The sequence below is a fragment of the Asaia sp. BMEF1 genome (assembly GCF_051628905.1).
Lineage (GTDB): Bacteria > Pseudomonadota > Alphaproteobacteria > Acetobacterales > Acetobacteraceae > Asaia.
Window position 1 is genome coordinate 2,168,000 of the sequence record NZ_CP157575.1, and the last position, 24,435, is coordinate 2,192,434.

Genomic DNA, 24,435 nt, shown 5'->3' on the forward strand with positions numbered 1-24,435 from the left:
GACTGCTCGGGACTGCAACAGGGCAAACACCTATCTCTCAACGGAATCGTTCGCTACACTATGCTTCATGTCTGATCGCTTCCATAAGCGTCTGTGGCGCAACGCCGTCACGATGACTTCTTCTGTGACGCCATCCCCGACTCTCAAGGTCGTGGAAGGGCTGCGCGAGTGTCCGTTCTGCGGGCTTTTCCAGACGGTGCCGCGTTTGAAGCGTGGGCAGGTGGCGTTCTGCACGCGTTGCGATGCCCAGCTTGCCAGGCGCAGGCACACGGCGCCCATTGCGGCCCCTACAGCCTTCTGCCTTGCTTCGGCCGCGCTCTATCTGGCCCTACTCATCACCCAGTTGCTGACCATCAACGTGCATGGTCGCGTAAATACGGTTACGATTCTGACAGGGCCGATCGAGCTCGGGCGCGAAGGTTTCGGCGAGATCGGCTTTATCGTCGGGCTGACCACCCTTATCATGCCCGGCATCGTGATTGCGCTGATGGGGGCCATCCTTATTGGCGCCAGCAGGCGGCATATGCCTGACTGGGCGCCGCGACTGCTCTCCTGGTATGACAGGCTGCGCGAATGGTCGATGATCGAGGTGTATATCCTCGGTGTGTTCGTCGCCTACACGAAGCTGATCGATCTTGCGATCGTCGATCTGCAGGCGGGTGTGTTTCTGATTGCCGCGCTCATGATCACCATGGCGGCCACCGATTCTACCCTCGATGTCGAGCGTATCTGGCATAATCGCGATATCCGCGAGGAGATGGAAGACGGCAAAGGGCGCATTCTGCCGGTCGAGCATCTGACCGCCACTGATGAGTCGATGCCCCCATTGCAGCATATGCTCTCCTGCCATTCCTGCGGGCTGGTCATGGCCTTCGATCATGAAGTGCCCCGCGAGGGCGATATGGGCGACTGCCCACGCTGCCACCAGATCTTGCGCCGACGCAAATCGAACAGCCTGACCAATGCGGCGGCCCTGCTTCTGGCAGGGATCATCTGCTACATCCCGGCTAACCTTCTGCCGGTCATGACCTATACGAAGATGGGTCAGGCCGATACGAGCACGATTATCCATGGTGTGATCGAGCTGTGGCAGTCCGATCTGATCCCGCTCGCGCTGCTGGTGCTGTTCGCCTCCATCACGGTTCCGGTACTCAAGATTGTGTCTCTGGCCGCTATGGTGATCGGCACCTGGCGCAAGCAGAAAAGGGGCTTGCGCCGTCTGACCAAACTCTACCGACTGATCGATCTGATCGGACGCTGGTCGATGATCGATGTTTTCATGATCTCAATTCTGGTTGCGATCGTGCATTTCAACTTTCTCGCCAATGTTCTCGCCGATCCCGGTGTGGTTTTCTTTACGATCGTCGTTATCGTGACGATATTCGCGGTGCATAGCTTCGACCCACGCAGCATGTGGGACGCCGCAGGGGAAAACGGTCCGGTGCCGGCTCCCGACGAGGCAAGACAAAATTCCGACCTGGGAGGGATCTCCGAGGGCGGCACTTCATTTCCTCCTCACGATATGGAGCCTGAGCGCGCGTGAGCGACCAAAACGATCAATCCCGTCAGAACTCATCCGCGCCCCAAAAGGCCGGGATCAGAAAGACACGCTTCTCGGTCATCTGGCTGATACCGATCCTTGCGATCGTGATCGCCGGCTGGCTGGCGTGGAGAAGTTTCGCCAATCGCGGGCCGGACATCACCATTACCTTCGACACGGCCTCTGGCCTGACGGCGGGGCAAACCCAGGTCAAGAACAAGGCTGTGACGCTAGGGACGGTGCAGGATATCAGCCTGACCCCGGATATGCGTCGCGTCATCGTTCATGTGCGCATGAATGGCGACACTGAAGACATTCTGACCGATCACACGCGCTTCTGGGTGGTACGTCCGCGCATCAACGGTGCCAGCATCACGGGGCTCGAAACCCTGCTTTCGGGTGCCTATATCGCCATCGATCCGGGTGAAAAGGGCGGCCGCTACGAGAGCAACTTTACGGGGCTCGAGGCGGCGCCTGGCGTGCGTTCCGACCAGCCTGGCTCGACCTTCATGCTGGTGACACCCACACTTGGGTCGATCGGTGAAGGGGCACCTGTCTTCTTCCGCGACATGTCCGTGGGTGAGGTGCTGGGTTATACCATGCCGCCGGGCGGCGAAGGCCCGATCATGGTCCAGGTTTTCGTCAAATCGCCCTACGATCATTATCTGCGCACCGATACGCGTTTCTGGAATGTCTCAGGCGTGCAGGTCGGGCTCGGCGCTGGCGGCCTCAAGGTCCAATTGACCTCGCTTCAGGCACTGCTTTCCGGTGGCGTCGCGTTCGGTCTGCCGACGCGTCGGCTCAAGGTCGACGCGCCTCAGGCTCCTGCCAACTCTGTTTTCAGGCTCTATGGCAGTCAGGCCGAAGCCGATAACGCGCGCTATCATCAGAGGGTTAAGGCGGCGACCTATATCGACAGCTCGGTCAAGGGCCTCACCGCTGGCGCGACGGTCAGCATGTTCGGTATTCAGGTGGGCAGTGTGACCGATGTCTCGCTCAAGGTGAACGAGAAAGACGCAACGGCACGCGTGCGCGTGGAAATGGAGCTGGAACCGGAGCGCGTACTGAACTCTGAAGAAAGTTCGCGCGATTCCCAGCACAAGTTGCTTCAGGCTTTTGTTAACAGGGGCATGCGCGCCTCGGTTGAAAGCGCCAGTTTCCTGACGGGCGAATCGATGATCGGCCTGCAATTCGTCAAGAATGCCAAGCCGGAGACGCTGACTTACGAAGACGATGTCGCCATCATCCCGAGCCAGCCAGGCGGTTTCGATGGCATCATGGCCTCTGCAGCAACGACCATGGACAAAGTCGCGGCCATGCCACTCACCCAGATCGGCGAGCATCTGAACGATCTGCTGGCTCATGCCGACCAGCGTCTCGCCAGCCCGGAAGTGAAGCAGTCCATCGTCGCGCTGCGCGATTCGCTGCGTCATATCTCCGAACTGACCCAGAATGCCGATCAGGGCATGAAGCCGCTTCTCAAGAAGCTGCCTGCCGTGAGCGATGCGTTGCAGGGTACCCTGAAGAACGCGCAGGTGGTGCTGGCCAGCTATGGTGGCGATACCGATTTCCATCGCGATCTGCAGGCCATGATCACCCAGCTCGGTCAGGCCGCACGGTCGATCCGTTTCCTGACCGACTACCTGAACCACCATCCTTCGGCACTGATTACGGGACGCCACTGACGTGAAGATGCTTCTTTCTCTCCGCTCGCACCGCGCCATGCGCCGTCCCGTCGCTATTGCCGCCCTGTCGCTGCTGATGGCGACAGGGCTCTCGGCCTGTGGCAGCGATCCCACGCTTTATTCCATCGCTCCAGTGCCTGGAGCGGCCCAGCCCGGCGGTCCTGTGGTGGTGGAGGTGCGCACGCCTGTCGTGACAGCCAGTCTCGATCGCGACGAAATCGTCAGACAGGACAAGGATTACAAACTCGGCATCGCCAAGGGCAATGCCTGGAGCGAAGCGATCGGTGACATGATCGGTCGCGTTCTGACGCAGGATCTGGCGCAACGTCTGCCGGGAACGACTGTTTTCGCGCAGAACGACGCGGTCTCGACCAAGCCGCTCGCCTTCGTCGAACTGACGGTAACGGCGTTCAATGCCGATCAGCAGGGGAACGCCTCGCTGGTCGGGACTCTCTCCGTGCATGGAGACAAGCCGGGCATCGGTCCGAACCTGACCGTGCCGGTTCAGCTCCAGACGCATCTGGACAATAAACAGGCCAATACGCTGGTCGCCGGGCTGAGCACGCTGACCGGGCAACTGGCCGATCAGGCAGCACAGAAAATCCGCGCTCTGCCGGTATTGCCGATCACACCGTGATGGCTCTGGGGGCGCCTCCCTGACCCGGCAGAGGGATGCGCTCTCTCGATACGGCTTTTGGGTATAAAAAAACCCGCCTCCTTTCGGGGGCGGGTTTTTTTCAGGCTTGTCGCCGGACGATCAGAGCTTTTCGACCTGAGTATAGTCGAGTTCCACAGGGGTGGAGCGACCGAAGATCGAAACGCTGACCTTGAGGCGCGAACGCTCTTCGTCCACTTCCTCGATAACGCCGTTGAACGAGGTGAACGGGCCATCGGCCACGCGGATCTGCTCGCCGATCTCGAAAGTAAGGGCCGAACGCGGACGCTCGACACCTTCTTCGGCCTGCTTGAGCATACGCTCGGCCTCAGCCTCGGTGATGGGCGAGGGACGGTTGCGCGTGCCCAGAAAGCCGGTGACCTTGGGGGTGTCCTTGACCAGATGCCAGGCATCGTCGGTCAGTTCCATTTTGACCAGAACATAGCCGGGGAAGAACTTGCGCTCGGCATTGATCTTGCGACCGCGGCGCACTTCGGTCACGTCCTCGGACGGTACCAGAACTTCCTCGAACTGATCGCTCAGACCTTTTTGAGCTGCCTGTTCCTTGATGTGAGTGGCAATCTTCTTCTCGAACCCGGAATAGACATGCACGACGTACCAACGCTTAGCCATGGTTGTTCGTCTTAGCCTCCAATGCCAAAGAGTTCGCGCACGCCAAGCCCGATGACCTGGTCGACGACGAAAAAGAAAACAGAGGTGAGGGCAGCCATGGCCAGCACGGCACCCGTTGTGACCAGCGTGTTGCGACGGGTCGGCCAGGTAACCCTGGTTGCTTCCGAGCGCACATCCTTCAGGTATTGCACCAGATTGAAACGGATTGCTGGTTTCGTAGAGGGTTTCAGGGCGTCTTTCGAGGGGCCACCCTTAGAGGGCGAAGACTGCTGCGACCCATTTTTGGGGGTAGTGACCGACACCGTCATCCTCATATTTTATCTGAAAGCCGCGCGTGGCGGAATACCGCGCCCGACTCCGCTCGCTGACTTTATCAGCCAGCGGCTGCGGCGTGGTGGCAGGGGCGGAGGGTCTCGAACTCTCAACCTCCGGTTTTGGAGACCGGCGCTCTAGCCAATTGAGCTACACCCCTAACGTCGTCCGCCTGGTCAACCATCGCAGATGAAGCATCCGCTCCGGTTGGGTCATGACGAGACCACTTGCGGCGTAATGCGGCGCCGGAGCGCTTAAGTCAAGAGATCATTTGCAGTTTTTAGGCCAAAACTCTCACTTGCTTCGCGTCAGGATCGGCGTTAGGGAAAGCCATCAGCTGAAGCGCGGGCGTAGCATAGTGGTAATGCAGTAGCCTTCCAAGCTTCTGAGGAGGGTTCGATTCCCTTCGCCCGCTCCAGCCGATCTCCCCGATATCCAGATCAAGTCGTCTCCGGTCGCTCTCATTCTGTCTCACAGGGTTTGTGGCTGGCCGTCGCCGAGGCGAATTGCGTGATCATGAGCGCGACAGGGGCGTCGCCGATATTGCCCGACAAATGGCCGACATGCCCTGCCTTATTGGGTCTGGCCCCAACATCCTCACTCAGGAGGGCATCGCCAGGGTTGAGTTCCACCCGGGTGCCATCCATGCTCTGCACGAACCAGACGCCCTGGATCGGAATGATCCACTGCACGCTTTCCGGGGCATGCCACCCCCCTTTCCAGTGAGCGGGCTGCACGCTCGTCACCATGCGGGCCTGTCCCTGCTGGGCGTGATTGACCCATTGCGGGTCGGCATGAGGGGCAAGCTGGCTGAGCGTGAAGTTCTTCAGCTTACATTTCGTCAGATGGCTCACACCCTGTGTGTCGGTCCAGTTATCCCAGTAAGGCACGCCTGCGGGCTGGCTTTCCGGCGCAGCGGCGTGCGCGACCGAAGGGAGAATCGCGATGGCGGCGTAAATCGGTGCAAGGCGGCGAAGCGCGACAAGGAGTGAAGCGCGTAAAACGTGAGTCATGGGTAGGCTGAGCTTTCAGGAACCGGCAGGAAAGAGCACGTTTTGCCAAAAACCGCCCGAAAAGTGCAAATCTGAAACAAAGCGCCAGCGTAAGGTACTGCAACGTAAAAGCATGTTACGGCTCTTGTTCCGCTCTGCACCAGAGTGTCAGTTGCGCAGGGCGCTCCACGCGTGCTAGACGCCCCGCGAGGCCCGATCCGTTATTGCGGAATCGGGACGAACAGTCTCGTTACCTGAGTCATGATCAATCGGTTGCACGAACGGTGCTTTGGGGTGATGCCCGGCACTGCGGACCCTTTGGTCGTCAGGATGTTTGTGTAATTGGGGTGGGAACGCCGGACGTGACAGTGGTCGAAACAGCCGAAGCACCGCAGGTGAGCTTGGATTCGTCAGGAGGCGTGGCTCATCGCTATGCTCTGGCACTCTATGCCTATGCCGAAGAGAAATCGGCGCTGCCTGAGGTGCTCGATCAGGTGCGCGCGCTGCGCAAGCTGCTTGCGGAAAGCGCGCCGCTGCGCGAGTTCCTTGCCGACCAGAGCCTCGATTCCCGCCAGGCCGGGCAGGGGCTTGGGGCTGTTCTGAAGGCTCAGGGTTTCAGCGAGACCCTCCAGCGCTTTATCGGTGTGATAGCGCGCAACCGTCGCGCCGCCCGCCTAGACGATATTCTCGGTGCTGTTCTTTCTCTCGACGCCAAGCGTCGCGGTGAGACCGTTGCCGAAGTGCGCAGCGCCCAGCCGCTCAGTGCGGCCCAGCGTAGCGCCTTGCAGACCCGCCTGGCTGAAGCGGGCTATGCCCGTGTCTCCATGATCGAACGCGTCGAGCCCGAGCTTATCGGTGGTCTTGTCGTGCAGATCGGCGCCAAGCTATTTGACACCTCCATTCGCGGGCGTCTGACCCGCATCCAGAATGCCATGAAGGGAGCCGCGTGATGGATATCCGTCCCGCAGAGATTTCGGACATCCTCAAGCAGCAGATCGCGTCCTTCAATGACGAAGCGCAGGTCTCCGAGACGGGCACTGTCCTGTCCATCGGTGACGGCATTGCGCGCGTCTATGGCCTGTCCAATGCCATGTCCGGCGAAATGGTCGATTTTCAGACCACCGGCGACCGCGGCATGGTGCTGAACCTCGAAGAAGACAGCGTCGGCGTTGTCGTCTTCGGCGATGGCGAAGGTATCCGTGAAGGTGACACCGTCACCCGCACGGGCACTGTGGTCGAAGTGCCGGTTGGCAAGGGTCTTCTGGGTCGGGTTGTCGATGCGCTCGGCAACCCGATCGACGGCAAGGGGCCGCTGACCGACGTCGTAATGAAGCGGGCAGAGGTCAAGGCGCCGGGCATCATGCCGCGCCAGTCCGTCTGCGAGCCGATGCAGACCGGCATCAAGGCCATCGACGCTCTCGTGCCGATCGGGCGCGGTCAGCGCGAGCTGGTGATCGGTGACCGTCAGACCGGCAAGACGGCCATTCTGATCGATACCATCGTCGCCCAGAAGCCCGTCAATGCCACGGGTGACGAGAAGCAGAAGCTCTACTGCATCTATGTTGCCATCGGCCAGAAGCGTTCGACCGTTGCGAATCTCGTTCGCACGCTGACGGAAGAAGGCTCGATGGAATACTCCATCGTCGTCGCCGCAACGGCTTCCGATCCGGCACCGATGCAGTATCTCGCACCGTACTCGGCATGCTCGATGGGTGAGTATTTCCGTGATAACGGCATGCATGCCCTGATCTGCTACGACGATCTGTCCAAGCAGGCCGTGGCCTATCGTCAGATGTCGCTGCTGCTGCGTCGTCCGCCGGGCCGCGAAGCCTTCCCGGGTGACGTCTTCTATCTGCATTCGCGTCTGCTTGAGCGCGCTGCCAAGATGTCCGACGAATTCGGTGGCGGTTCGCTGACGGCTCTGCCGGTCATCGAGACGCAGGCTGGCGACGTTGCCGCTTACATCCCGACCAACGTGATCTCGATCACCGACGGTCAGATCTTCCTTGAGACCGATCTGTTCTACAAGGGCATTCGCCCTGCCGTAAACGTCGGTGGTTCGGTGTCGCGCGTTGGCTCCGCCGCACAGATCAAGGCGATGAAGCAGGTTGCCGGCAAGATCAAGCTCGATCTGGCTCAGTATCGCGAAATGGCTGCGTTCTCGCAGTTCGCTTCCGATCTCGACCCTGCAACCCGCAAGCAGCTCGAACGTGGCGCCCGCCTGACGGAACTGCTGAAGCAGCCCCAGACGTCGCCGTTGCCCGTTGAAGAGCAGGTTGTGGTGCTGTTTGCCGGTACGCGCGGTTTCGTCGATGTCGTGAAGGTCGATCAGGTCGTTCGTTACGAAGCGACGCTGCTCGCCGAAATGCGCAGCTCGGGCAAGGACATTCTCGATGCCATCCGCAATGATCGCCAGATCAAGCCGGAAGTCGAAGCCAAGCTGACCGAGCTGCTCACGGCGTTCAACAAGCGCTTCGAAGCCTAAGGACGGACCATGCCCTCGCTGAAGGAACTGCGCGCCCGGATCGCGGGCGTGAAATCACAGCGCAAGATCACGAGTGCCATGAAGATGGTTGCAGCCTCCAAGCTGCGCCGTTTTCAGAAGCATGCCGAGGCTTCGCGTCCCTATGCCGCCGCCATGCGCCGCATGCTTGCCGAGCTGGCTGCTGCGACGGCTGGTCAGGGCGAGTTGCCGATCCTGCTCGAAGGTGGAAGGGGCTCGACGCATCTCGTCGTCCTTCTCACCAGCGATTTCGGGCTTGCTGGTGGCTTCAACGCCAATCTGGTGCGTGCGACGCGCCAGCTTGTTGCGCGTCTCGAAGCCCAGGGCGAAACGGTGCGTATCCTGCCCGTCGGCCGCAAGGGCGGCGATGCCATGGCGCGCATTTTTCCGACAAAGCTTGTCGATCGCATCACCGGTACGGGTGGGCGTGAGGTGCAGTTTCAGACCGCGGCCGATCTCGGCGCACGCGTGACGGATCTGCTCACCTCTGGTCAGGTCGACCGTGTGACGGTTGTGTTCAATCGTTTCGTGAATGCGATGACCCAGACCCCGACGGAAGAGGCGCTCGTGCCCCTAACGGTGCCCGAGAACGACAACAAGACAGAATATAGTGCTCAATACGAATTTGAGCCGAATGAAGCCGAGCTGCTCGCTCAGCTTCTGCCGCGCAATATCCAGGTGCAGTTCTTCTCGGCGCTTCTTGAAAGCGCGGCAGGCGAGCAGGGCGCACGCATGACAGCGATGGATAACGCGACACGGAACGCAGGCAAGGCGATCGACGATCTGTCGCAGCGCTACAACCGCACCCGACAGAGCAATATCACCAAAGAACTTATCGAGATCATCTCCGGCGCTGAAGCCGTCTGAGACTTTTACGCAGGAGCCGAAATACGATGTCCGAAACTCTGTCGTCTGCCAGCAGCAACGTTGTGGGTCGCGTGACGCAGATCCGCGGTCCCGTGGTCGATGTCCAGTTCGAAGGCACGCTGCCGCATATTCTCAATGCGCTGCACGTCCAGAACGGTGACCAGACCCTCGTGCTCGAAGTGGCACAGGAAATCGGTGAGCGCGAAGTGCGCTGCATTGCCATGGACAGCACCGACGGTCTCGTCCGTGGGAGCGAAGTCAAGGACACGGGCGGTCAGATCACCGTTCCTGTCGGTCCGGCGACGCTTGGCCGTATCCTCAACGTCATCGGCGAGCCCGTCGATGAGCGTGGTCCGGTCGTGTCCGACAAGCATTACCCGATCCATCGCAAGGCACCGTCCTTCGAAGATCAGGCGGCTGCTTCCGAAATTCTCGTGACCGGCATCAAGGTTGTCGATCTCCTCTGCCCTTACCTCAAGGGTGGCAAGATCGGTCTGTTCGGTGGCGCTGGCGTCGGCAAGACCGTCATCATTCAGGAACTGATCAACAACATCGCAAAGGCTCACGGCGGCGTGTCCGTCTTCGCCGGTGTCGGTGAGCGTACGCGTGAAGGCAACGACCTGTATTTCGAAATGCAGGATGCCGGCGTGATCAAGATCGGTGAAGACGGCTCGACCCAGGGCTCCAAGGTGGCGCTGGTTTATGGCCAGATGAACGAGCCGCCGGGTGCGCGCGCCCGTGTCGCCCTGTCCGCCCTGTCGCTTGCGGAATATTTCCGTGACGAGGAAGGCCAGGACGTCCTGTTCTTTGTCGACAACATCTTCCGCTTTACGCAGGCTGGTTCGGAAGTCTCGGCTCTGCTGGGTCGTATTCCTTCGGCCGTGGGCTATCAGCCGACGCTGGCTACCGAGATGGGCGCCCTTCAGGAGCGCATCACCTCGACCAAGAAGGGCTCGATCACCTCGGTTCAGGCCGTTTACGTGCCTGCCGACGATCTGACCGACCCGGCACCGGCTGCGACCTTCGCCCATCTTGACGCAACGACCGTGCTGAACCGCTCGATCGCCGAAATGGGTATCTACCCGGCTGTCGATCCGCTCGACTCCACCTCGCGTTCGCTCGACCCGAAGATCGTCGGTGAAGAGCACTACAAGGTGGCCCGTGACGTACAGCGCATCCTTCAGACCTATAAGGGTCTGCAGGACATCATTGCGATCCTGGGCATGGACGAGCTGTCGGAAGAGGACAAGCAGGTCGTGGCGCGTGCGCGCCGCATCCAGCGCTTCCTGTCGCAGCCTTTCCATGTGGCTGAAGTCTTCACGGGTTCGCCGGGCAAGCTCGTCTCGCTCGATGACACCGTGCGCAGCTTCAAGGCCATCGTTGCCGGTGAATACGACACCCTGCCGGAAGGCGCCTTCTACATGGTCGGACCGATCGAAGAAGCGATCGCCAAGGCCGAAAAGATGAAGGAGTCGGCGTAAGCCCATGCCGGTTCAGGTCGAAATCATCAGCCCGGAGAAGCTGCTCTTCCGCAAGGAAGTGGATATGGCTGTCATCCCGGGCGAGGAAGGCGATATCGCGGCCATGCCGGATCATGCGCCGATCATGCTCCTGCTGCGCGGCGGGGTCGTTTCTCTGTATGAGAACGGCGTCGTCACCGAGCGTTTCTTCGTCTCCGGTGGTTTCGCCGATATCACGGCCGATCGCTGCACCATCCTTGCGGATGAGGCCCTGGCGGTTGAGGAAATCGTCCTGAGCGAAGCAGAGAGCCGTCTCGAAATGCTGGAAACCCAGCTGACGAATATCGCTGCCGACGACATTGCCGATCAGGAGCGTCTGTCTCGCAAGATACAGGCGACCAGAGCGGCTATCGAGGCCGCCGAGGCAGCTCACCCGCTGCACTGAGTTTCAGAAAAAGGCCGGTTCCTCCAGGGGGACCGGCCTTTTTCATATCGGGACGACGGTAAAATTCGTTTTCCCTATTTCCGGCCCCCGAAGGAGCCGGGGGGCAGCCATACTCAGCCGCGACCGCGATAGCCGGGCACGTCCTGAGCCGGAATCCAGACGCCCTTGGGCGCCTCGCCCGTCTGCCAGAAGACGTCGATGGGAATCCCTCCACGCGGATACCAGTAGGCCCCGATGCGCAGCCATTTCGGATTCAGGATCTCGGCCAGCTTCACGGCGATGCTGACTGAGCAGTCTTCGTGAAAAGCGCCGTGATTGCGGAAACTGGTCAGATAGAGCTTCAGTGACTTGCTCTCGACGATCCATTCGCCCGGAATATAGTCGATGACGATATGGGCGAAATCGGGCTGGCCCGTTACAGGGCAGAGCGAGGTGAATTCGGGTGCCGTAAAGCGTACGACGTAGTCACGCCCCTTATGCGGGCTCGGGACGCGTTCGAGTGTCGCGGTCTCCGGGCTCTCCGGCTGGACTGTCTGGCGGCCTAGCTGGCTAAGAGCCGCCAGATCGTTCTCTGATGTGGTCATGATGGTCTGCCCTGATGTATGGAAGGGAAATGCAAGTGTCTCAAGCCGGTTTCCCAGCCCCAGTCATCGTGTCTTCTACAGAAGATTTGGCGCAACTTTGCGCCCGACTCAAGCAGGAGCCGTTCGTTACGATCGATACGGAGTTTGTGCGCGAGCATACATACTGGCCCGAGCTGTGTGTCGTGCAGCTGGGTGGCGTGTCCGACGTGGCCGTTATCGACACGCTGGCGCCGGGGTTGGACCTTGCGCCGCTTGCCGACCTTCTGGCGACAGAGAGCTGCGTGAAGGTCTTTCATGCAGCCCGCCAGGATCTTGAGATCTTCCTGCATCTATTCGATGCCTTGCCACGCTCGATTTTCGATACGCAGGTGGCAGCCATGGTCGGTGGCTATGGCGACCAGGTCGGTTACGACACGCTGGTCAGTGCCATCACAGGGGCGAGCATCGACAAGACGCATCGCTTCAGCGATTGGGCGGCGCGCCCGCTGTCGAAAGCGCAGATTGCCTACGCCGCGGCCGATGTCACCCATCTGCGCGATGTTTATCTCGCGCTGCATCGCGAACTCGACAAGCAGAACCGGCTGCATTGGGCTGACGCCGAACTGGCCGTTCTGAACGACCCGGCAACGTTCCGGCCCGACCCGCGTCGCCAGTGGGAGCGGCTCAAGGCCCGCACCAATAACCGCCGTATGTTGGCGGTACTGCGCGAGGTGGCTGCCTGGCGTGAAAACGAGGCGCAGGCGTTGAATATTCCCCGCCAGCGCCTGATTCGTGACGAGAGCCTGCTCGAAATCGCTGCCGTTCGACCGCAGGATTCCGAGGCCCTGTCGCGCGTGCGCGGTGTCTCGCGTGGCTTTGCCGAGGGTAAGGCCGCTCCGGGGCTGCTCACCGCCATACAAATTGGTATCGACCTGCCGGAAACGGATCTTCCGCGCCCTCCCCGAAAATCAGATGGTGCCAAGCCCTCTGGCGCGCTCGTGGCTTTGCTCAAGGTTGTTCTGGCGGCAAGCTGTGAGGCCAATCGGGTGGCGCCAAAGCTTGTGGCGACGAGTGACGATCTCGACAGTCTTGCTCTGGGCGAGACCGATAGCCCCGTTCTGCAGGGCTGGCGTCGTGCCGTTTTCGGCGACGACGCCCTTGCCCTGCTCAAGGGGGAGATCCAGCTCGTTGTGAAGGGGCGTGCCGTTCGTCTCGTCCGCTCCGGCAGCACGGATTGATCGTTCGTGACAGGCGGTGCTGCCCGCGTCATACCGGTGGCCCGCCCTTCATTCTTTGGTAATTCGTGCGGGTTCAGATTGACTTGAGCAAGAGCTCCGTGTTTATCCGCCAGTCTCATCATAGAAAAATCCGATTTACGGATTGAGCAAGTCGTATCGACACCCTAGTTTTACGTCACTGGACTGAATGAGGAGCACGGGCGATGGAATGGACTGACGAAATAATCTCCCGTCTTCAGACGCTTTGGCAGGAAGGACTATCCACTGCCGAGATTGGCAGGCAGCTATCGATCACGAAAAACGCAGTTGTGGGCAAGGCGCATCGCCTGGGCCTGCCGCCGCGCCCTTCGCCGATCCGCGCAACGGCCAAGCCTCGCAAGGACGCTGCGGTCGACGCATCCGCCGCACAGCCTGCCGAAGAGACGGTGGCGTCGGCACCGGTTGCGCCCCCCAGCGAGGCGAAACCTTCCGTCGCCGCTACGGCTGCGTCTGCTGCCCCGGCGAAACCCGTCACTGCCGAGCCAGTCGTGCCGCCTGCTCCGAAAATGGAGCCTGTTGAAAAAGCTGCTGCAAACGCCACCTCTGAGGTGCAAGTTGAAAACGCTCCTGCCGCCAGCAAGCCCAGCCCGACCCGCAAACCCGCCGAGGCCAAAACCATGTCGCCAGACCTGATGCTTCGCCCGCTTCTGCGCCCGTTGACGACAGAAACCTCGCCGCGTCGCGGTCCGGCCTGCTGCTGGCCGAACGGCGACCCTGGCACGCCCGGCTTTCATTTCTGTGGTGCCAAACCCGTACCCGGCAAACCCTACTGCGCCGAGCATTGCGCGATCGCCTATGTGAAACTGCGCGACCGTCGCGAAAGCGTCGGTTAACCTCGTAAGCTTCCGGCCCCGCCCCATAAAAAAAGCCCGGTCATGAAAGACCGGGCTTTTCTGTATCTGGGCCCCTGAAAGGCTCAGGCAGAGGGGGCTGCCTCTTCCGACTTCTCGATAGCCGGAGCGGGCGTCTCGAGAGCGGCGGGGCGCGGCGGCATATCGCCGGTGATCATTTCGAGATGACCCGTAATCTGGCCGCCATCTTCCACCTGAAGGCGACGGCAACGCGTCTTGCCGATCAGCTTGCCTGTCGCGCGCACGGTCAGATTGCCGCGCACGGTCAGCGTGCCGTCGATCGTACCAGCCAGATCGGCGTCTTCGACCTCGATCTCACCGCGGAAAACACCGCCCGGTGCGACGGAGAGTTCAGCGGCCTGGAGCAGCGAGGCTTCGACTGTGCCTTCAACCACCAGACGCTCGGCGTCCTGAATCGATCCCTGAACCGAAATGCCGCGTCCAACGACGAGCGTGCGGCGGTCTGAGGAGTCACGACGGCCACCGGGGGCAGCCGCAGCGGCGGCAGGGCGTGCCGGTGCAGCAGGGGCTGCCGGCGCAGCAGGAGAGGGAGGGGTGGGGAACGGCGAACGACCCATCGCGGCAGAATCCTTGAATTGAGAGGCTGGTGAAGCGTCAGCCGCGGGGGCCGGACGCTCAGGGAAGAGCGAAGCGCTGCCCGAGCCGGGGGCAGTCGCTTTTTGACCATTACTGGCCGAAGCACCTGAAGATTGAGGAGCTGTATCTTCTGGTTTGCGTCGTTTGAACAAGAGAACCCCGCTGCGCGTTCAAAAAGGTGGCGGTTCGGGTGCCGCTGGCGGCTTGGGACAGGCGAGATACCATCGAAACAGCACCCCACGCCCTTACCCGGCTTACACGTTAAGATGCGCAAGCGACAAGCCGATAAACGGCAGGTTTTCGCGGTTTTTGACCCTGACCGAGTCTTGTGTCATGGCCTTTGGCGAAGAATGCCGAACCTGTCGTTCACGCAGCGTTACGATTGCCATTGATCATGTTGATTTCATGGCGTGAATGGGGGTTCTTTCGCTTTAATTCATCTCTCTGGAGACTTCATGACTGCGCCTGCTCTCGATCTGCTCTGCATTGGCAACGCCATTGTCGATATTCTGGCCCCGGTTTCCCAGGAGACGCTGACGGCTCTCGGCTCGCCTCTCGGCAGCATGACCCTGATCGACGCCGCGCAGGCTGCAGAAATCGAAGCGAAGATCACGCCCGAGCAGGTTATGGGCGGGGGTTCTGCCGCCAACACGGCTGTCGTTGCCTCACGTCTCGGTGCCCGTGTGGGTTATCTGGGCAAGGTCGCCGCCGATGAAGCCGGTCTGGGCTATGCCAGAGACCTGACCGCCCAGAACCTGCTTTATCCGTCCGTGCCGGTCGAAGCAGCCGATCGCCCCACCGCGCGATGCATCATTCTCGTCACCCCAGACGGCCAGCGTACCATGCACACCTATCTTGGCATCTGCACCGAGTTCGGGCCGGAAGATGTCGATCAGGTCGCCGTTTCCAGCGCCGCTGTGACCTATATGGAAGGCTATCTCTTCGACAAGGATCACGCCCAGGCCGCCTTTATCCTCGCTGCCGAGACCGCGCACAAGGCGGGCCGTCGCGTGGCACTCACCCTTTCCGACACATTCTGCGTAGCCCGGCATCATGACGCTTTCCGTGCGCTGGTCGCCGGTCATATCGATATCCTTTTCGCCAACGAGGCCGAAATCTGTGCCCTTTACGGCACTGAGGATTTCGACTCCGCCGCTTCCCAGGCTGGCGCTGACGCCTCTCTGGTCGTGCTGACTCGCGCCGAAAAAGGGGCCGTCATTCTCTCCGAAGGGAAGAAGTTCGTCGTGCCGACGGAGCCTGTGAAGGTCGTGGATACTACGGGTGCTGGCGATGCCTTCGCCGCGGGCTTCCTCGCCGGTCTCGCCAAGGGTCATGGCCTAGAGGCCTGCGCCACGCTGGGCAACCAGTCTGCCGCGGCCATCATCACCCGTATGGGCGCTCGTCCTGCCGAGGATTTCGCTCTCAAGGCGTGAGGCTTTCATGGGGCTCTGCCCTATCCCCCGCCAAAGGGCAGTTGCCTTTTGGAAACCGTTCTGAAATCAGGCGGGGTTGAAAGGGGCTCGCCCCTTTCCGGAGAGCGGGGCAGCGCCCCGCATACCTTGCCCGCCAGAAGTCCAGACCCGTCGAGCAGCCACAATTTCACCTTGTGAAACCCGAAAAAACCCGTCTTTTCGGAACCTTTCATTGCACTCTGACGGGAAATTGTGCAGAACACGGCCAAATCCGTCAGTCCCGGCTTTGTGTCGTTCCAAGGGAGCGATCCGGCAGGGCATGACCCTGCAAGCCCGATCAGGACCGCTTCATGGAAATCCGTAACATCGCCATTATCGCGCACGTCGATCATGGCAAGACCACCCTTGTTGACCAGCTTCTCAAGCAGTCCGGTTCGTTCCGCGAGAACCAGCACGTTGCTGAGCGTGCGATGGACAGCAACGATCTCGAGCGTGAGCGTGGCATCACCATTCTTGCCAAGTGCACCTCGGTCGTCTGGAACGACACGCGCATCAACATCATCGACACCCCGGGCCACGCCGATTTCGGTGGTGAGGTCGAGCGTATCCTGAGCATGGTGGATGGCGCGATCATTCTGGTCGACTCCGCAGAAGGCGCTCTGCCGCAGACGAAGTTCGTTCTGGGCAAGGCTCTGGCCCGTGGCCTGCGTCCGATCGTGGTCGTCAACAAGATCGACCGTGGCGATGCCCGTCCCGATGAAGTTCATGAAGAGATCTTCGATCTGTTCGCGGCTCTCGGTGCCGACGAGCATCAGCTCGACTTCCCGATGCTCTACGCTTCGGGCCGTCAGGGCTGGGCCGATATGGAAATGAACGGTCCGCGCAAGGATCTTTCCCCGCTGTTCGATCTGGTGCTGCGTCATGTGCCTACGCCGGGTCTGGACAAGGAAGCGCCGTTCGGCATGGTTGCGACCATTCTCGAGAGCGACAACTTCCTGGGCCGCATCCTGACGGGTCGTATCGAGCAGGGCCGCGCCCGCGTGAACATGCCGGTGCGCGTGCTGCGTCCCGATGGTTCGGTTGTCGAAACTGGCCGTCTGACGAAGCTGCTGTCTTTCCGTGGCCTCGATCGTGTGCCGGTGGAAGAAGCCGAAGCCGGTGACATCGTTGCTGTGGCCGGTCTGTCCGACGCTACCATTCCTGACACCATTGCCGATCCGGCGCTCGACGGCCCGCTGCCCTCGACCCCGGTCGATCCGCCGACCCTGTCGATGACCTTCCGCATCAATGACGGCCCTCTGGGCGGTCGTGAAGGCAAGAAGGTGACGTCGCGTCAGATCCGTGATCGTCTGTTCAAGGAAACCGAAGGCAACGTTGCCATCAAGGTGACCGAGAGCGCCGAGAGCGAAGCTTTCGAAGTGGCCGGTCGTGGTGAACTTCAGCTTGGCGTGCTCATCGAAATGATGCGTCGCGAAGGCTTTGAACTGACAATCGGTCGCCCGCGTGTGCTTTTCCGCACCAACGAAGAGACCGGCGAGCGTGAAGAGCCGTACGAAGAGGTTCTGGTCGACGTCGACGAGCCCTATTCGGGCGTAGTCGTCGAAAAGATGTCGATCCGTAAGGGCGTGATGCAGGATATGCGTCCGTCGGGTGGTGACAAGGTTCGTCTGACCTTCCTGATTCCGTCGCGCGGCCTGATCGGCTATCACGGCGAATTCCTGACCGACACGCGCGGCACGGGCATCATGAACCGTCTGTTCGCGGGTTACAGGCCCTATGCCGGTACGATTGACGGCCGTCGCAACGGGTCGCTGATCTCTTCGGAAGACGGTGCGACCACGCAATATGCGCTGTTCGCGCTGCAGGATCGCGGTACGATGTTCGTCGACGCGGGCGAGAAGATCTACACGGGCATGATCCTGGGCGAGCATTCGCGTGAAAACGATCTCGACATCAACGCCGTGCGTGAAAAGAAGCTGACCAACATCCGCGCCGCCGGCAAGGACGATGCCCTGCTTCTGACCCCGCCGCGCAAGATGAGCCTTGAGCAGGCGATTGCCTATATCGAAGACGACGAGCTGGTCGAAGTGACACCGTCTGCAGTACGTATCCGCAAGCGTTACCTTGACCCGAACGAGCGCAAGCGTATGTCGAAGGTCAAGTCTGACGTCTGATCCCGGTTACTCATCCAACCGGGTGGTCTCAGCCGGTTGGAACAAGGCGTTTCAGGACGGCGAAGTCCCTTCGTGAGCCAATGCGGGCGGAGCGGGTTTCAGGAAAAGGTCACCGGAAGCGGTGGCCTTTTTTTATGAACATGTCGCGATTAAGGCGAATATGCGCCGTTACCGTGCGATTACAGTCATTTTATTTAATTTCTTTCGAGACGATTTGAAAAAACGCTGATAGCGTTCACGAGGTCATGAGTTCAGAGGGTCGGTTTCTTCCGACTGTCTGACGCCTGTGATTATGTGCATTCGCTTATTGGAGCTCGTTTCATGCTCGTTTTCAATCGTCGCCTTCTCACCGGTGTTGCCGCTCTTGCCATGACGCTGAGCGTTCCTGCTTTCGCTCAGGACGCCGCTCCTGCTGCCCAGGCTCCTGCCGCTGCAGCACCGGCTGCTCCTGCCGCCCCGGAAGCTACGGCACCGGCCCCGATGTCTGAAGCGGCTCCGGCTGCATCGACCGACGACAAGGCTGCCAAGCACAAGCATAAGGGCAAGCACAAGCACAAGCACCACAAGAAGGGTGCAGAAGCTGCCGCCGAGAAGGACGCTTCCGGCAACTGATCGTTCTTACGATCGGTAATGAAAAAGGGGCCGGAAACGGCCCCTTTTTTTATGCTCGATACGTTATGTTCCGAAAGGCGATGACACCCGACGTCCATGAACCTGCTTCAGGTCGTCGGTCAGATTGCTGGAAATGCCCCGAAGCTGACTGTATCTCGGGCGAACGACCGGAAAAAACTTTCCGCATCTTGCAGTCATGTGGCCTGAAGATCGGAGCCGAGACCTTATCTGCACCCGGAAGGGGGCAAGCCCCCTTCCGGGTGCAGGGCAGAGCCCTGAAGCAACTCAGGATTTATAACGATCCAGCGAGAGATCGAGCGCCGGAATATCCGTGCGCTTGCCGCTGACGCGATCGGCCAGAATACGGCCCGAACCGCAGGCCATCGTCCAGCCCAGCGTGCCATGGCCGGTGTTGAGCCAGAGATTGCTGTATCGGCCCGACGGGCCGATGACGGGTGTGCCGTCAGGGGTGCAGGGGCGCAGGCCGGTCCAGTAACGGGCGCGACTGAGATCGGCGCCGCCATACATCTCGTTGAACGAGAGTTCGAGCGTTTCGCGACGATCCTGGCTCAGCTTGAGGCGCCAGCCTGTCAGTTCTGCCGTCCCACCGATGCGGATGCGATCGCCAAGGCGTGTCATGGCGACCTTGTAGGTCTCGTCATTGACCGTCGAGGTGGGCACACGGCTTTCATCGGTGATCGGCGCCGTAAGCGAGTAGCCCTTGACCGGATAGACCGGCAGATCGAGTTCGATCGGCTTGAGCAGGCGGGGCGAGTAGCTGCCCAGTGCCAGCACATAGGCATCGGCTGTCAGGCGGCCTGCGCTGGTGCGAATGCCGTAAATGGCGTCGCTCGCCGCCTCGATGGCTTCGATCTCGGTGCGAAAGCGAAAGCTGACGCCTTTTTCAGCGGCCATGGCGGCCAGACGCTGGGTGAAGAGATACGCATCGCCCGACTCATCGCCCGGCAGGCGCAAGCCACCCTTGAGGAGCGCACGCGCTCCCGACAGGCCGGGCTCATATTTCAGGACCTCTTCCGTGCTCAGAAGCTCATGCGTCACACCGCTCTCGGCGAGCAGGCGCATATCTTCATGAGCGTGCTCGACCTGCTTGTCGGTACGGAAGAGCTGGATCAGCCCCTTTTGCCCATCATCATAGGTGATGCCGGTCGCGCGGCGTAGCTCGGCCTGACAGTCGCGGCTGTATTCCGCGATACGCAGCATACGGCTCTTGTTGATGTCATAGGCATGATGCGTGCAGTTGCTCAGAAGCTGCGTCATGAAGCGCAGCATCGGCGCATTGACGGCAGCGGCACGCACCACCAGCGGCGCATGCTTCTGGAACATCCAGCGCGCAGCCTTCAGTGGCAGGCCGGGCATGGCCCAGGGGGTTGAATAACCCGGCGAGACCTGACCGGCATTGGCGAACGAGGTTTCAAGCCCGACTCCGGGCTGGCGATCGATAACCTCAACCTCATGGCCCTGTTCAGCGAGATACCAGGCAGTAGTGACGCCGATCACACCGGCGCCCATGACGATGATCTTCATTGTGAACTCTCAATGTATTCACGATGGAAGCGCTTCCCGAGACTGGTCAGCAGCTCATATCCGATCGTATCCAGCGCTGAGGCCAGATCGTCCAGCGGACGATGGGGGCCGATCAGCTCGAAACCCGTGCCGGGGGGCAAATCCAGTTCTCCCAGCGCGGTAATGTCCAGCGCCATGCAGTCCATCGAGATCCGGCCCACTACGGGGAGGGATATGTCTGGCCTTGCAGGCAGAACCGCGCTGGTGAAGCCACCGGCGCGACGATGAAATCCGTCGGCATAACCGACAGAGAGCGTGGCGATGCGCGTCTTCTGCGTTGCCACGAAGCGTGCACTATAACCGACTGCCGTGTCCGGCGCGATCCAGCGATCCTGAACCATTCCGCCCAGCATCGTGACGACAGCCTGCATCGGGTTGGGCAGGTTCGGAGTAGGGTTGCCGCCGTAAAGCGCATAGCCGGGGCGGACCAGATCGAAATGAAACGCCTCGCCCAGAAAAATACCGCTCGATGCGGCAAGGCTGGCGGGCAAAGCAGGCAGCTTGCGCCTCAGCGCTTCAAAACGCAGGCGCTGGCCCTCATTGCGTGGTGAGGTTGCATCGTCGGCGCAGGCGAGATGACTCATGACATAAGCGATGTCGAGCGCGTCCGGCAGCGCCTCGGCACAAAGCGTGTCGAGATCCTCGCCCGAGAGCCCGAAACGCGACATGCCGCTATCGAGCTGAAGCAGGCAGGGTCGTTTATGACCTGTCTCCTGACCCAGTGCCGCCCAGCGACGCGCCTGATCGAGGCTGTTCAGAACGGGAGTCAGGCCCGAAGCGGCAAGAACCCTCTCGCTTGCAACGGGAGGGCCGTTCAGGATGCAGATTGCCGCGTCGTCCGGCAGAAGCGGGCGCAGGCCGAGCCCCTCATCGACGGTTGCGACAAAAAAGCGGCGGCACCCGGCCCGGTAAAGGGTAGGGGCGACACGCGCCACGCCCAGCCCGTAGGCATCGGCCTTGACCGCCGCGCCTACCGCTACGCCGCGGCCGACTTTCCGTGTCAGCAGTGTGTAGTTCTGCTTGAGGGCATCGAGGTCGATGCGTAACCAGCCTCCGGCGCGCTGTTTCGCGCCTGCTTCCACCTCGCTCTGCTGCACTGTCATTCGGGTCCGGGTCTCTCGATCATTTCGAAATCATTCTAAACTGCCCCCTGCCATCGCTCAAGAGCCTGCGGGCACACCCTTGCTGGTGGAATATTCGAAATGCAGCGCCTGATCGGGGTGCACGATGGGATGGATGGCATGGGCCGCCATCGCCCCTTCGCTGAAGCCCTGCAGGATCAGCTTGAGTTTGCCGGGATAGGTCGCGACGTCGCCGATGGCGAACACGCCGGGCAGGCTGGTTTCCATGGTCGAAGGGGTGACGGGCAAAGTGGTGCGGATGCTGTCGATGTTCCAGGTGGCAATCGGGCCGAGATCGGTCGAAAGCCCGTAGAAAGGCAGAAGCGTATCGGCCTCGATACGGCGCACCTGCCCTTCGAGATCGATCACATCGACCGCTGAGAGCGCGCCGTTTTCGCCTTGGAGCGCATGAAGCTGATAGGGCACGACCTTCTCGATACGACCTTCTGCCACGCGGGTTTCGATCTGCGCCAAAGTCTCCGGCGCCCCGCGGAAGCGGTCGCGGCGATGCAGCAGATAGATCTTGTCGGCGATATCCGAGAGTGACAGCGCCCAGTCGAGGGCGGAGTCGCCGCCGCCAGCCACGACGATGCGCTTGCCCGCAAAATCGGCGCGCTTGCGCACGTAATACTGAACGGCACCACTGGCCTCATAGGCGTCGAGCCCATCGAGTGGCGGGCGATTCGGCCCGAAAGCCCCTGCTCCGGCGGCGATGATGACCGCACGCGCCGTGACCACATTGCCCTTGTCGGTCTCGAGCGTGAAGTCACCGCGCGTGCCCGAAAGTTTTTCGACCCGCTGGCCGAGCAGGCGTGGCACGTCGAAAGGGGCAATCTGCGCATCGAGCGCTGCAATCAGCGCGCCACCCTCGATCGAGGGATGACCCGGAATGTCATAGATCGGTTTCTCAGGATAGAGCGCCGCGCATTGACCGCCAATCTCGCCCAGCGCGTCGATAAGCACGCAGGAGAGTTTGAGCATCCCGCATTCGAAAGCCGCAAAAAGGGCGGTCGGCCCTGCACCGATAATGGCGACATCGATATCGAGAGGAGTCTGGCCCATAAGCGCGTTCATTCCTGTCTGTTGCGTCCTGTGTTCCTCTTAGCAGCTAACAGAAAGCGCGAGCCTCGCCCAGAGCCGGAACTGAAGCCAAAGCCCGCCCTGCCGCAGCGTCCGATAGATACAGGCGCATTGCGTGTCACTCACACCTTTGATACGAAAGTTGCCAGCATCAAGAGTCGACAGATCCTGTCGGCGCCAACCTGCTCCCGGGCAAGGTGGTATCTTCGGTCTTTGCCGAAGAGATGTGGCCGCTCCGGCAATCTCGGGACAAGCCACACCCCCTTTTCGTTCGGAGCGTCTGTACGTCCAGAAAGGACTCACCGCCGTGGCCCAGCAATTTGCCAGTGACAATTATGCCGGTATCTGCCCCGAAGTCTGGGATGTGATGCAGCAGGCCAATGCAGGTTCGGTTCCGGCCTATGGCGATGATGAATGGACAAGCCGCGCTTCTGACAGCTTCCGTACCCTGTTCGGTACGTCATGCGAGGTGTTCTTTGCCTTTAACGGCACGGCGGCCAATTCGCTTGCGCTGGCGTCGCTCTGCCAATCCTATAACAGTGTCATCTGTTCGTCTTTCGCCCATGTCGAGACCGATGAGTGCGGCGCGCCGGAGTTTTTCTCCAACGGCTCCAAGCTGCTGGTGGCCCGCACGGATCATGCCAAGCTTTTCCCCGAGGACATAAGGGCGCTGGCGACCTGCCGCAGCGATATCCACTATCCCAAGCCAAAGGTCGTTACGATCACCCAGCCCACTGAGACGGGGGAGGTCTATTCGCTGGCAGAAATACGCGCGATTGCCGAAACCTGCCGCGAACTGGGGCTGCGCCTGCATATGGATGGCGCACGCTTTGCCAATGCCTGCGCGGCTCTGGGCTGCACGCCTGCCGAGATGACCTGGAAAGCCGGGGTGGATGTGCTGTGTTTTGGTGGCACGAAGAACGGCATGGCGGTTGGTGAAGCCATTCTGTTTTTTGATCGCGAACTCGCCGAAGGCTTCGATTATCGTTGCAAGCAGGCGGGACAGCTGGCCTCGAAAATGCGTTTCATTTCGGCGCCCTGGGTTGGTTTGCTGGAGAGCGGCGCCTGGCTCCGTAATGGCCAGCACGGCAATGATAGCGCGAAAGCACTGGCAGAACGGATCACGGCGCTGCCCGGCCTCTCGCTGATGTTTCCGGCTCAGGCCAATGCCGTTTTTCTCAAGGCCCCTGAGACATTGCTTGAAGGGCTTCGCGCGCGCGGATGGCGTTTTTACACCTTCATCGGCGGCGGTGCGCGCTTCATGTTCGCCTGGGACGCCAATCCTGAACGCGTGGCGCAGCTTGCCGCCGATATCGAGGTTCTAGCCGCGTGAGCCCTGCCACTCTTGCCAGCATTCACGCGCTCTCGGCGTCGACCCTGTCCGATCTGGACATGGCTGGCACGGCTGTGTTCGCGATTTCCGGCGCGCTGGTTGCCGCCAGGGCGAGGCAGAACATGGTCACTTTCGCGTTCTTCGCCGCCATGACGGGCGTAGGCGGCGGCACGCTGCGCGATCTGCTGATCGGCGCACCTGTTTTCTGGATGCACGCCACAGCGCCGATTGCCGTCTGTCTGGGCATTGCCCTTCTGGTCTGGTTCACGCCCCATCGGGTCTGGCACGAACGCGCCATAGACTGGTTCGACGGGCTGGGCCTCGCCTCCTACGCCGTTTATGGCGCGGCCAAGGCTACTGCCTATGGTATCCCCTGGCTGCCAGCGGCGATCATGGGGGTCGTCACCGCCTGCATGGGCGGTATTATTCGCGACGTTCTGGCCGATCTGCCCTCTATCGTGATCCGTCCCGAGCTCTACGTTACCGCCGCCGCCCTTGCTGCGGGATTGTATGTCGGTCTGGACGCTGTCGGCCTCTCTCCGATTATAGCAGGGGCGATCGCCGTCGTGCTGGGATTCTGCCTGAGAGGCTATGCCATTATCGGCAAGGTCGATCTGCCTGCCTATCGTCGGTAATTGCTTGCGCGGCCGGATGCAGGGCGCGGGGCAGCGCCCTGCAAAAGGGTGGTCACCCTTTTGAAACCCGGTCTCAGGATTATTGCGTCTCGATGCGCATGCTA

The 24,435-nt window shown here is 60.9% G+C and carries 23 protein-coding genes, 2 tRNA genes and 1 riboswitch; of the genes, 16 read left to right on the plus strand and 9 right to left on the minus strand.

What is annotated here, in order from left to right; genetic code table 11:
• Nucleotides 1-67: 67 nt before the first annotated feature.
• From ABHV46_RS09510 to ABHV46_RS09520, 3 genes are read left to right on the plus strand one after another with little or no spacing between them, the layout of a single operon-like run.
• Nucleotides 68-1,543, plus strand: a complete 1,476-nt coding sequence (locus ABHV46_RS09510) for a paraquat-inducible protein A (RefSeq protein WP_438381260.1) — start codon at nt 68-70, stop codon at nt 1,541-1,543.
• Nucleotides 1,540-3,225 carry an intermembrane transport protein PqiB gene (locus ABHV46_RS09515; protein ID WP_438381261.1) on the plus strand — a complete coding sequence of 562 codons (1,686 nt, stop codon included), beginning with the start codon at nt 1,540-1,542 and terminating at the stop codon, nt 3,223-3,225. Before ABHV46_RS09510 ends, ABHV46_RS09515 begins: the two co-directional genes overlap by 4 nt.
• 7 nt (nt 3,226-3,232) lie before the next feature.
• On the plus strand, nt 3,233-3,862 hold the full coding sequence (locus ABHV46_RS09520) for a PqiC family protein (RefSeq protein ID WP_242403640.1): 630 nt from the start codon (nt 3,233-3,235) through the stop codon (nt 3,860-3,862).
• A gap of 120 nt (nt 3,863-3,982) precedes the next feature.
• Here ABHV46_RS09520 and nusG read toward each other — a convergent pair whose 3' ends face one another.
• From nusG to ABHV46_RS09535, 3 genes are all read right to left on the minus strand, one after another.
• Nucleotides 3,983-4,513 (minus strand): transcription termination/antitermination protein NusG, encoded by a 531-nt coding sequence (nusG, locus tag ABHV46_RS09525; protein WP_023979810.1) that lies wholly within the window; start codon nt 4,511-4,513, stop codon nt 3,983-3,985.
• 11 nt (nt 4,514-4,524) lie between these two features.
• The gene (gene secE / locus ABHV46_RS09530) at nt 4,525-4,821 is read right to left on the minus strand and encodes a preprotein translocase subunit SecE (protein WP_336946128.1); all 297 of its coding nucleotides are present in this window, start codon (nt 4,819-4,821) and stop codon (nt 4,525-4,527) included.
• A gap of 87 nt (nt 4,822-4,908) precedes the next feature.
• Nucleotides 4,909-4,985, minus strand: a tRNA-Trp gene (locus ABHV46_RS09535).
• Nucleotides 4,986-5,169: 184 nt separating this feature from the next.
• On the opposite strand from ABHV46_RS09535, the gene ABHV46_RS09540 reads away from it, so the two are divergent.
• A tRNA-Gly gene (locus ABHV46_RS09540) sits at nt 5,170-5,243 on the plus strand.
• 43 nt (nt 5,244-5,286) lie between these two features.
• On the opposite strand, the gene ABHV46_RS09545 is transcribed toward ABHV46_RS09540, so the two are convergent.
• Nucleotides 5,287-5,838, minus strand: a complete 552-nt coding sequence (locus tag ABHV46_RS09545) for a hypothetical protein (protein WP_438381262.1) — start codon at nt 5,836-5,838, stop codon at nt 5,287-5,289.
• A 341-nt stretch (nt 5,839-6,179) separates the two neighbouring features.
• Between ABHV46_RS09545 and atpH the strand changes: the two genes are divergently transcribed.
• From atpH to atpC, 5 genes are read left to right on the plus strand one after another with little or no spacing between them, the layout of a single operon-like run.
• Nucleotides 6,180-6,767 carry an ATP synthase F1 subunit delta gene (gene atpH / locus ABHV46_RS09550; RefSeq protein WP_336945770.1) on the plus strand — a complete coding sequence of 196 codons (588 nt, stop codon included), beginning with the start codon at nt 6,180-6,182 and terminating at the stop codon, nt 6,765-6,767.
• Nucleotides 6,767-8,302: a F0F1 ATP synthase subunit alpha gene (gene atpA / locus ABHV46_RS09555; RefSeq protein WP_438381263.1), complete on the plus strand. Its 1,536-nt coding sequence runs from the start codon at nt 6,767-6,769 to the stop codon at nt 8,300-8,302. Before atpH ends, atpA begins: the two co-directional genes overlap by 1 nt.
• A 9-nt stretch (nt 8,303-8,311) precedes the next feature.
• Nucleotides 8,312-9,187 (plus strand): F0F1 ATP synthase subunit gamma, encoded by an 876-nt coding sequence (locus ABHV46_RS09560; protein ID WP_438381264.1) that lies wholly within the window; start codon nt 8,312-8,314, stop codon nt 9,185-9,187.
• Nucleotides 9,188-9,213: 26 nt separating this feature from the next.
• A complete protein-coding gene (atpD, locus tag ABHV46_RS09565; RefSeq protein WP_336945773.1) occupies nt 9,214-10,668 on the plus strand; it encodes a F0F1 ATP synthase subunit beta in 1,455 nt (484 codons plus the stop codon).
• A 4-nt stretch (nt 10,669-10,672) separates the two neighbouring features.
• Nucleotides 10,673-11,092: an ATP synthase F1 subunit epsilon gene (gene atpC, locus ABHV46_RS09570; protein WP_438381265.1), complete on the plus strand. Its 420-nt coding sequence runs from the start codon at nt 10,673-10,675 to the stop codon at nt 11,090-11,092.
• A 113-nt stretch (nt 11,093-11,205) separates the two neighbouring features.
• Here the strand turns inward: atpC and queF are convergent, their stop codons facing one another.
• On the minus strand, nt 11,206-11,676 hold the full coding sequence (queF, locus tag ABHV46_RS09575; RefSeq protein ID WP_438381266.1) for a preQ(1) synthase: 471 nt from the start codon (nt 11,674-11,676) through the stop codon (nt 11,206-11,208).
• Nucleotides 11,677-11,705: 29 nt separating this feature from the next.
• On the opposite strand from queF, the gene rnd reads away from it, so the two are divergent.
• The gene (gene rnd / locus ABHV46_RS09580; RefSeq protein WP_438381267.1) at nt 11,706-12,893 is read left to right on the plus strand and encodes a ribonuclease D; all 1,188 of its coding nucleotides are present in this window, start codon (nt 11,706-11,708) and stop codon (nt 12,891-12,893) included.
• Nucleotides 12,894-13,096: 203 nt separating this feature from the next.
• Nucleotides 13,097-13,765: a GcrA family cell cycle regulator gene (locus ABHV46_RS09585; RefSeq protein ID WP_438381268.1), complete on the plus strand. Its 669-nt coding sequence runs from the start codon at nt 13,097-13,099 to the stop codon at nt 13,763-13,765.
• Nucleotides 13,766-13,848: 83 nt separating this feature from the next.
• On the opposite strand, the gene ABHV46_RS09590 is transcribed toward ABHV46_RS09585, so the two are convergent.
• Nucleotides 13,849-14,361: a bactofilin family protein gene (locus tag ABHV46_RS09590; RefSeq protein ID WP_438381269.1), complete on the minus strand. Its 513-nt coding sequence runs from the start codon at nt 14,359-14,361 to the stop codon at nt 13,849-13,851.
• Between the two features lie 474 nt (nt 14,362-14,835).
• Between ABHV46_RS09590 and ABHV46_RS09595 the strand changes: the two genes are divergently transcribed.
• The 3 genes from ABHV46_RS09595 (at nt 14,836) to ABHV46_RS09605 (ending at nt 18,578) form a co-directional block, all read left to right on the plus strand.
• The gene (locus ABHV46_RS09595) at nt 14,836-15,813 is read left to right on the plus strand and encodes an adenosine kinase (protein ID WP_438381270.1); all 978 of its coding nucleotides are present in this window, start codon (nt 14,836-14,838) and stop codon (nt 15,811-15,813) included.
• A 329-nt stretch (nt 15,814-16,142) separates the two neighbouring features.
• Complete coding sequence (gene typA, locus ABHV46_RS09600; protein WP_336945780.1) at nt 16,143-17,966, plus strand: translational GTPase TypA; 1,824 nt, start codon at nt 16,143-16,145, stop codon at nt 17,964-17,966.
• Nucleotides 17,967-18,287: 321 nt separating this feature from the next.
• Nucleotides 18,288-18,578, plus strand: coding sequence for a hypothetical protein (locus ABHV46_RS09605; RefSeq protein ID WP_438381271.1), 291 nt, complete (start codon nt 18,288-18,290; stop codon nt 18,576-18,578).
• A gap of 285 nt (nt 18,579-18,863) precedes the next feature.
• Here ABHV46_RS09605 and ABHV46_RS09610 read toward each other — a convergent pair whose 3' ends face one another.
• The 3 genes from ABHV46_RS09610 to ABHV46_RS09620 are packed head-to-tail and all read right to left on the minus strand — an operon-like array spanning nt 18,864 to nt 22,345.
• Nucleotides 18,864-20,123: a D-amino acid dehydrogenase gene (locus ABHV46_RS09610; protein WP_438381272.1), complete on the minus strand. Its 1,260-nt coding sequence runs from the start codon at nt 20,121-20,123 to the stop codon at nt 18,864-18,866.
• Nucleotides 20,120-21,265, minus strand: coding sequence for an alanine racemase (alr, locus tag ABHV46_RS09615; protein ID WP_438381273.1), 1,146 nt, complete (start codon nt 21,263-21,265; stop codon nt 20,120-20,122). The genes ABHV46_RS09610 and alr overlap by 4 nt, the downstream gene beginning before the upstream one ends.
• Nucleotides 21,266-21,322: 57 nt before the next feature.
• A complete protein-coding gene (locus tag ABHV46_RS09620; RefSeq protein ID WP_336945784.1) occupies nt 21,323-22,345 on the minus strand; it encodes an NAD(P)/FAD-dependent oxidoreductase in 1,023 nt (340 codons plus the stop codon).
• Between the two features lie 161 nt (nt 22,346-22,506).
• Nucleotides 22,507-22,619, plus strand: a riboswitch (SAM-I-IV-variant riboswitch).
• Between the two features lie 51 nt (nt 22,620-22,670).
• Here ABHV46_RS09620 and ABHV46_RS09625 point away from each other — a divergent pair.
• Nucleotides 22,671-23,696, plus strand: a complete 1,026-nt coding sequence (locus ABHV46_RS09625; RefSeq protein ID WP_438381274.1) for a threonine aldolase family protein — start codon at nt 22,671-22,673, stop codon at nt 23,694-23,696.
• Nucleotides 23,693-24,331, plus strand: coding sequence for a trimeric intracellular cation channel family protein (locus tag ABHV46_RS09630; protein ID WP_438381275.1), 639 nt, complete (start codon nt 23,693-23,695; stop codon nt 24,329-24,331). The genes ABHV46_RS09625 and ABHV46_RS09630 overlap by 4 nt, the downstream gene beginning before the upstream one ends.
• Nucleotides 24,332-24,435: the final 104 nt, after the last annotated feature.

Bases quoted from the DNA above. Each gene is read 5' to 3' on its own strand.
- typA (WP_336945780.1), top strand. From the start codon at position 16,143: ATGGAAATCCGTAACATCGCCATTATCGCGCACGTCGATCATGGCAAG.
- nusG (WP_023979810.1), bottom strand. From the start codon at position 4,513: ATGGCTAAGCGTTGGTACGTCGTGCATGTCTATTCCGGGTTCGAGAAG.
- secE (WP_336946128.1), bottom strand. From the start codon at position 4,821: ATGACGGTGTCGGTCACTACCCCCAAAAATGGGTCGCAGCAGTCTTCG.
- atpD (WP_336945773.1), top strand. From the start codon at position 9,214: ATGTCCGAAACTCTGTCGTCTGCCAGCAGCAACGTTGTGGGTCGCGTG.
- ABHV46_RS09545 (WP_438381262.1), bottom strand. From the start codon at position 5,838: ATGACTCACGTTTTACGCGCTTCACTCCTTGTCGCGCTTCGCCGCCTT.
- ABHV46_RS09510 (WP_438381260.1), top strand. From the start codon at position 68: ATGTCTGATCGCTTCCATAAGCGTCTGTGGCGCAACGCCGTCACGATG.
- atpC (WP_438381265.1), top strand. From the start codon at position 10,673: ATGCCGGTTCAGGTCGAAATCATCAGCCCGGAGAAGCTGCTCTTCCGC.
- ABHV46_RS09620 (WP_336945784.1), bottom strand. From the start codon at position 22,345: ATGGGCCAGACTCCTCTCGATATCGATGTCGCCATTATCGGTGCAGGG.
- ABHV46_RS09520 (WP_242403640.1), top strand. From the start codon at position 3,233: ATGCTTCTTTCTCTCCGCTCGCACCGCGCCATGCGCCGTCCCGTCGCT.
- queF (WP_438381266.1), bottom strand. From the start codon at position 11,676: ATGACCACATCAGAGAACGATCTGGCGGCTCTTAGCCAGCTAGGCCGC.
- ABHV46_RS09585 (WP_438381268.1), top strand. From the start codon at position 13,097: ATGGAATGGACTGACGAAATAATCTCCCGTCTTCAGACGCTTTGGCAG.
- ABHV46_RS09610 (WP_438381272.1), bottom strand. From the start codon at position 20,123: ATGAAGATCATCGTCATGGGCGCCGGTGTGATCGGCGTCACTACTGCC.
- ABHV46_RS09605 (WP_438381271.1), top strand. From the start codon at position 18,288: ATGCTCGTTTTCAATCGTCGCCTTCTCACCGGTGTTGCCGCTCTTGCC.
- ABHV46_RS09595 (WP_438381270.1), top strand. From the start codon at position 14,836: ATGACTGCGCCTGCTCTCGATCTGCTCTGCATTGGCAACGCCATTGTC.
- rnd (WP_438381267.1), top strand. From the start codon at position 11,706: ATGCAAGTGTCTCAAGCCGGTTTCCCAGCCCCAGTCATCGTGTCTTCT.
- ABHV46_RS09590 (WP_438381269.1), bottom strand. From the start codon at position 14,361: ATGGGTCGTTCGCCGTTCCCCACCCCTCCCTCTCCTGCTGCGCCGGCA.
- atpA (WP_438381263.1), top strand. From the start codon at position 6,767: ATGGATATCCGTCCCGCAGAGATTTCGGACATCCTCAAGCAGCAGATC.
- alr (WP_438381273.1), bottom strand. From the start codon at position 21,265: ATGACAGTGCAGCAGAGCGAGGTGGAAGCAGGCGCGAAACAGCGCGCC.
- ABHV46_RS09560 (WP_438381264.1), top strand. From the start codon at position 8,312: ATGCCCTCGCTGAAGGAACTGCGCGCCCGGATCGCGGGCGTGAAATCA.